At 63.7% G+C, this 6,431-nt stretch carries 7 protein-coding genes; 2 read left to right on the top strand and 5 right to left on the bottom strand.

Annotated elements, in window-relative coordinates; all coding sequences use genetic code 11:
- Positions 1-2,140, bottom strand: a 2,140-nt coding sequence (locus RWO33_RS08930; protein ID WP_314104414.1) for an autotransporter-associated beta strand repeat-containing protein, incomplete at its 3' end; no start/stop codon positions are given.
- 249 nt (positions 2,141-2,389) lie between these two features.
- Positions 2,390-2,989 (bottom strand): TetR/AcrR family transcriptional regulator, encoded by a 600-nt coding sequence (locus RWO33_RS08925; RefSeq protein WP_314104411.1) that lies wholly within the window; start codon positions 2,987-2,989, stop codon positions 2,390-2,392.
- Positions 2,990-3,064: 75 nt separating this feature from the next.
- Here RWO33_RS08925 and bdcA point away from each other — a divergent pair, with 75 nt between their 5' ends.
- On the top strand, positions 3,065-3,775 hold the full coding sequence (gene bdcA / locus RWO33_RS08920) for an SDR family oxidoreductase (protein ID WP_068848467.1): 711 nt from the start codon (positions 3,065-3,067) through the stop codon (positions 3,773-3,775).
- 145 nt (positions 3,776-3,920) lie between these two features.
- Positions 3,921-4,199 carry a hypothetical protein gene (locus RWO33_RS08915; protein WP_254622069.1) on the top strand — a complete coding sequence of 93 codons (279 nt, stop codon included), beginning with the start codon at positions 3,921-3,923 and terminating at the stop codon, positions 4,197-4,199.
- Between the two features lie 95 nt (positions 4,200-4,294).
- Here RWO33_RS08915 and RWO33_RS08910 read toward each other — a convergent pair whose 3' ends face one another.
- The 3 genes from RWO33_RS08910 to RWO33_RS08900 all read right to left on the bottom strand — a co-directional run bounded on the left by RWO33_RS08910 (position 4,295) and on the right by RWO33_RS08900 (position 6,384).
- Positions 4,295-4,771, bottom strand: coding sequence for a nuclear transport factor 2 family protein (locus RWO33_RS08910; protein WP_025875918.1), 477 nt, complete (start codon positions 4,769-4,771; stop codon positions 4,295-4,297).
- A 63-nt stretch (positions 4,772-4,834) separates the two neighbouring features.
- On the bottom strand, positions 4,835-5,404 hold the full coding sequence (locus RWO33_RS08905) for a TetR family transcriptional regulator (protein ID WP_314104416.1): 570 nt from the start codon (positions 5,402-5,404) through the stop codon (positions 4,835-4,837).
- 110 nt (positions 5,405-5,514) lie between these two features.
- Positions 5,515-6,384, bottom strand: coding sequence for an NmrA/HSCARG family protein (locus RWO33_RS08900; RefSeq protein WP_314104404.1), 870 nt, complete (start codon positions 6,382-6,384; stop codon positions 5,515-5,517).
- Positions 6,385-6,431 lie beyond the last annotated feature (47 nt).

Below are 6,431 nucleotides of genomic sequence, written 5' to 3'. Positions count from 1 at the left end.
TGCCGCCGGTGTAGGTGTTCTGGCCCGACAGGGTCAGCTCGCCTTCGTTGACGGTGGTGCCACCGCTGTGACTCACCGTACCGGTCAGCCCCAGGCCGCCTTCGCCGTTCTTGATCAGGCCACCATTGCCCAACACGTCGCCGCTGTTGGTCAGCGTGGTGTTGGCATCGGTGGTGAAAGTGCCATTGCCCGCAAGGACCACGTCGCGATCACTGTCGACGTCGCCGGTGGTGTGCAGGGTGCCGCCGTTGAAGGTAAGGCCACCCGTTGCATCGCCCAGGTTGCCATCGCTGCTGACGTTGAGCACGCCGCCGTTGAGCGTGGTGCCACCGGTGTAGGTGTTCTGGCCCGACAGGGTCAGCTCGCCTTCGTTGACGGTGGTGCCACCGCTGTGGCTCACCGTACCGGTCAGCTCCAGGCCGCCTTCGCCGTTCTTGATCAGGCCGCCCGTACCGGACACATCGCCGCTGTTGGTCAGCGTGGTGTTGGTGTCGGTATCAAACGTGCCATTACCCGCAAGGACGACGTCACGAGCGCTGTTGACGTCGCCGGTGGTGTGCAGCGTGCCGCCATCAAGCGTGAGCTTGCCTGCGGCGTCGCCCAGGTTCTCATCACCGCTTACCTGCAGCACGGCATTGTTGCTGACAGAGGTGCCACCAGCGTAGGTGTTCGTGCCCGAGAGCACCTGCGTGCCGCCCTTGATGGCCACGTCGCCCTGCCCGCCGATGGTGCCTTCGAACTCGTCGTTTGCATCCGTGATGGACAGCGTGTTGTTGCCCAGCGCCACATCACCCTTGCCGTCCAGCGAGATGATGTTCACGACCGGACCGGCCTGGGTCACGTCCAGCGTCCCGTCGATCACGAGCTTCTTCGACTTGTCGATGGAACCATTGCCGGACAATGCCAGCGTGGCGTTCTCGTCGACTTCGGTGGTAGCGGTGTAGCCGTTGGTGTTGGTCAGCGTGACCGAACCGCCGTTGCCGCTGTTCTTGACGATCAGCGAGCCCGGAACGCCGCTAGTGGCGTCGTCGATCTTGCCGGTGAACGTCGAGTCGTGGCCGTTCTGATCGATGGTGCCGGGCTTGTCGTCGATCTTGAAGTCGACATCCACGTTGGTGTCCTTGTCGACCACCAGCGTACCGCCCTCGAACGACGCCTCGTCTTCGTTGCCCAGCTCATCGGTGCCCTTGGGCCCATCGATGATGATTGGGCCGGTCGGGGTCGTCGGCGTGGTCGGCGCGCCGCTGCCCGGGTTGGGCGCGACCGGACCAAAAGGCACGCCCTTGTCGAAGGTCAGACCGGGCGCCTGGTCGACGAAAAGAACGGGGCTCCACAGCGTGTCGTCCAGATTCATTGCCATGAATCCCAGGCGGTACGTGCCGGCCGTGCTGACCTGGTACGTTGCGACCTGCCAGCCGGTTGCACCGTAACTCCCGGTGGAGTAGCTGCCCGTGCCGAGGTTGGTGGCACCCAGCAGTGCGTACTGCGCGTTCTGGTTGTTCACCGTCGCGAACACCGAGGCGTCGCCGAGGTTGATCAGCGAGGTCAGCGAGGCATCGTTGTACGGCTCGTAGTCGGTCGAGACGTACTGCCACGCCATGCTGAAGTAGTCGCCTGCAGCGAGGGTCAAGTCCTGGTACAGCCACGATGCATTCGTGGGCATCCCGGCCATCGTGCTTGCCACCAGCGATTGGCTTGCAGCGTTCAGCCCAAGTGCGGCTGCACCCGTGGCGAACGAGTCCGAAGTGCCGCCCGCCTGCAATGAGGCCATGTTGTTGCCGAAGGGCGTCACCGTCCAGCTATGGCTGCCGTTGTTGGACGCGTAATCGGTCATGCCGGTGACCACCGCGGCGCCGACACCCGCACCGCTATAGCTGGTAGAGCCTTGGGTGCCGTTAGCGGAATACGTCCAGCCGCTAAGCGTGCCGGTTTCGAACCCGATGTTGGTGATGTCCACCGCCGCCATCGCGGAGGGACCGTACAGCGCCAGCGCGGTCATCAGGCTCAGGGCCGCCAGCGGGCCGGTGGTCAAGCGGTTGGCCGTGCGGCGGGTGCGGCCACCTGCGGCCGTGCCGAATTCGGAGGTCACAACCCACTGACCCACGGCCTTGCTCCATACCACCTTGAATACTTTGTTCATTCCTTGGTCCCCTGGTGACGCAATTGTTTAAAAAACGTGAAAGTGTGCCGTGCATCACATGATCGGCAGAGGGGGACCAATCTTTAGCTTTTCCTGCAGATGCCGGGCGCCATCCGTGAATGATTAAGTAAAACAGCAACTTGGAAGCGCTCGTGGCGCAGCGCCGTCGACCCCGGAGGTGGTATGGGCCCATGAAAAAGGGCCGCACGAAGCGACCCCATGACATGCCTGGGCAAGTCCCAGCGGCGGCTACCCGGGGCCGGCCATCGCCCGCTCCAACCCCCCAACCGCCAGCCGCGCGGACGCCAGCAGCCGGGCATGGTCATGCCCTCGGCGCGCATTCGTGGACAGCCCCATCATCACGGTGGTCATGTAGTCCATCACCCGGTCGGCGGCCTCCGGGTTGCGCGCCGCGACGAAGTCACGGATCGCCGCTTCAGCGCCGACCAGGAACACCATGGCCGCCCGCTTGGCGTCCTCGTCGATGGACTGCACCCCTTCAATGACCATGCACCCGGACGCGCCCGACTTGCCGGCGTAGCGGCATGCAGCTTCCTCAAGCACGGCAGCCAGGCACTCGATGACGGGCCGGGCCGGATCCAGCAGTTGCCGCAGCGGAATGGCCCCGTCGCATGCATACCGGTCGAGTACCCGGCCAAACAGCTCCGCCTTGCTGCCAAAGGCGGCGTAGAAGCTGGGCGGATTGATCCCCAAGGTGCCGGTGATGTCCGCCACGCTGACATCGTCATAGCTGCGCGCATGGAACAGCTGCTGTGCAGTCGCCACGGCAGCGTCGGGGTCGAACGCCCGGGGCCGACCGCGGGGTCGAGATTTTTTTGTATCGACCACTATTAAATTCCTTGACAAGTGCCGAATGCCATTTCTATAGTGGATGCTACATTACTCACTCAGGCGTGTCCAACAATGGCTTTTGAGAACAAGAAGGTGCTGGTACTGGGCGGCAGCCGCGGCATCGGCGCGGCGATCGTCCGCCGCTTCGTGGCGGACGGGGCGTCGGTGACCTTCACCTACAGCGGATCCCCGGATGCGGCGCATGCGCTGGCCGCCGAAACCGGGGCGACGGCCGAGAAGACCGACAGCGCGGACCGTGACGCGGTGATCGCGCGGGTTCGCGACACCGGTCCGCTGGACGTACTGGTAGTGAACTCGGGCATCGCGATCTTCGGCGATGCGTTGGAGCAGGACCCCGACGCCGTGGATCGTCTGCTGCGCATCAACGTGCATGCGCCGTACCACGCCTCGGTCGAGGCGGCGCGCACGATGGGCGACGGCGGCCGCATCATCGTGATCGGCTCGGTGAACGGCGACAGGATGCCGGTGCCGGGCATGGCGTCCTATGCTGTGAGCAAGTCCGCGTTGCAGGGGCTGGCACGCGGCCTGGCACGCGACTTCGGACCGCGCGGCATCACGATCAACATTGTTCAGCCCGGCCCCATCGATACGGATGCCAATCCCGAGGATGGTCCCATGAAGGATCTGATGCACAGCTTCATGGCGATCAAGCGTCACGGTCGCCCGGAGGAAGTGGCAGGCATGGTGGCCTGGCTGGCCGGGCCAGAGGCAAGCTTCGTGACTGGCGCGATGCACACGATTGATGGTGCGTTTGGGGCTTGATGCGCGCACGCTGTTGGCGAGGTGCACTGAGTCGAAATGACCAGACGCTGCGGCATTGATGGACAGCGCTTGGGTACCAGGGCGCGGCATTTGGGCCTGCGACGAACATCGCTTGCCCCTCCCGCCCGTGTAGGAAGAAAACGAAATGAGCACCTCCAACCGCCAACACGGCCAGCTTCGGCGTGCCGTGGGAATCGGCTTATGGTTACGTGCAGGCCGTGCGCGTGAACAATTCGATCTTCGTGTCGGGCCAGCCCTTTTCGCAATCGATGTGCCGGCCGCGTTCGCCGCCAGCGGCAAGGTCAGGCCCGCCGTGTATGGCCAGCCTGTTCCCCAAGTGGCCAGCAACCTCATCGGGGTTTCAGCGCTCGCCTTCCCCGAACAGTTGATCGAGATCGCGTTCCGCGCTGAAGTGCAGTCGTAGCCCGACCCCTGAAGCGAAGGAGCACCCCGGCGCTGACATGGAAGACCCGCGCGCGCATTCACGCCCGCGGGTCTTCCTCACGTTGGCTCCGCAACTTACATACCCAGGTCGGACAGCCCCGGGTGATCATCCGGGCGGCGCCCCAGTGGCCAGTGGAACTTGCGTTCGCTGTCCTTGATGGGCATGTCGTTGATGCACGAGAAGCGGCGCTCCATCAGACCATCCGCGCCGAATTCCCAGTTCTCGTTTCCATAGGAGCGGAACCAGTTTCCAGAGTCGTCGCGCCATTCATAGGCGTAGCGCACGGCAATGCGGTTGCCGGTGAAGGCCCACAACTCCTTGATCAGCCGGTACTCAAGCTCTTTCTTCCACTTTCGGGCAAGAAACTGCCGGGCTTCCTCGCGGCCGTTGGTGAACTCGGCGCGGTTTCGCCACTGGGTGTCGAGCGAATAGGCAAGCGCCACTTTGTCGGCATCGCGGGAATTCCAGCCATCTTCTGCCAAGCGAACCTTCTGGATCGCCGATTCGAGAGTGAACGGGGGAAGGGGGGGACGGGGTGCTTCTGCGGACACGGTGGGGCCTCCAATGGAAATGGATGAACGGGGTACTGCGGCGGAATTTCGGTTACTGCAGCGTTAGCGCGTGGCTTGCTTCAACAACACCTGGGCAACATCCCTTGCGGTGTCTGCGGCGTCGTAGTCACCCATCACGCGCGATACGGTGATGGCGCCTTCCATCAGAACCAGCAGCTGCCGCGCCAGAACGGCCGGCTGCGCGATGTTCAGTTGCCCGGTGAGCTCCAGCGTGTAATCGAGCAGTTTCTGTTTGTGGTGCTTGGCGATCCTGCGGATCGGGTCGTGGGAATCGCCGACCTCGCCTGCCGTGTTGATGAAGGCACAGCCGCGATAGCCCTCGGACTCGAACCAGCCTTTGAGCACCGTGAACATGCCCAGGATGCGCGCTTCCGGGCTGGCGGCCTTGTCGCATTCCTGCCTGAACCAATTGAGCCAGCGCACGTCCCGCGCGCTCAACGCGGCTGCGGCAACCTGGTCCTTGTTTTCAAAGTGTCGGTAAATGCTCTTGCGCGCAACGCCTGAGGTCTTCACCAGCAGATCCATGCCGGTGGCATGTATTCCGTTCTGGTAAATCAGCGACTCCGCTGTGTCCAGGATCTTCAGTCGGGTGTCGGTCGTTGTCTTATCCATGGCGCCAAGGTAGAACGATCGTTCTACCTTGTCAACCATCGCGTGCATCCAGAAGGCGAAAGCCGAGGGCTCCAAGAACTGGCTGTTCAACCGCTGCCCAGGCTCGACCCTCATCCCGCTGACGCATGCTCCGCCGCAAACGCGCCGTACGTACGCAGCGGCCGACCCAGCAACTGCATCAATCGCTCCACGTCACCCGCGCCCGGCAGCATGCCGTCGTTGATGAAACGCTCGGCCATCTGTCGCATGTCGTAGGCCATCCACGCCGGCATGAACTGGCGCAGGTTCTGCTCGAAGGCGGCCGTGTCATCGCCGCCGTAGACGATCGGGCGGTTCAGCACATCGCTCCAGATGGCAGCCACCTGTTCTCCGGTGAGTGCTTCCGGGCCCACCAGGTTGAGTCGGGTCAGCGCGCGGTTGTCCGGCGCCTGTTCGCGGTTGAGCAGTTCGATGGCAGCAATCTCGGCAATGTCGCGGGTATCGATCATCGCCAGCCCCTTGCTGCCAATCGGCATGGGGTACACGCCGTAGCCTTGCACCACGTCCTTGATGGTGAGGTCGTTGTCGATGAAATAGGCTGGGCGCAGGATCGTGGCGCTGAAGCCCATCTGCTCGATCATGCGCTCCACGCCGAACTTGCCGGCGAAGTGCGGCACGTTGACGTAGCGGTCGCTGTGGATCACCGACAGGTACACCACGCGCTTCACCCCCGCCTCGCGGGCGACGTTGAGGGTGATCAGTGCCTGGGTGAATTCGTCGGCGACCACCGCGTTGAGCAGGAACAGCGTGGAGACGCCCTTCAGCGCTTGGCGGAGGGCATCCACATCCAGCATGTCGCCCTGCACCAGCTCCACGGTGGCGGGCAGGTTGGCGGTGGCGGGGGTGCGGACCAGTGCACGAACGTCTGCGCCGCGCTGAATGAGGTGCTGGACGACTTGACGGCCGATGGTGCCAGTGGCGCCGGTGACAAGAATGGTCATGGGGTACTCCGGGTGGGTGGTGAGGCCTTATGGTTGTTGATCCGCGT

This window comes from uncultured Stenotrophomonas sp., from assembly GCF_963519925.1.
Lineage (GTDB): Bacteria > Pseudomonadota > Gammaproteobacteria > Xanthomonadales > Xanthomonadaceae > Stenotrophomonas > Stenotrophomonas maltophilia_AE.
Note: the sequence above shows the minus strand (reverse complement) of the source record. Positions and strands in the feature narration are given on the sequence as shown.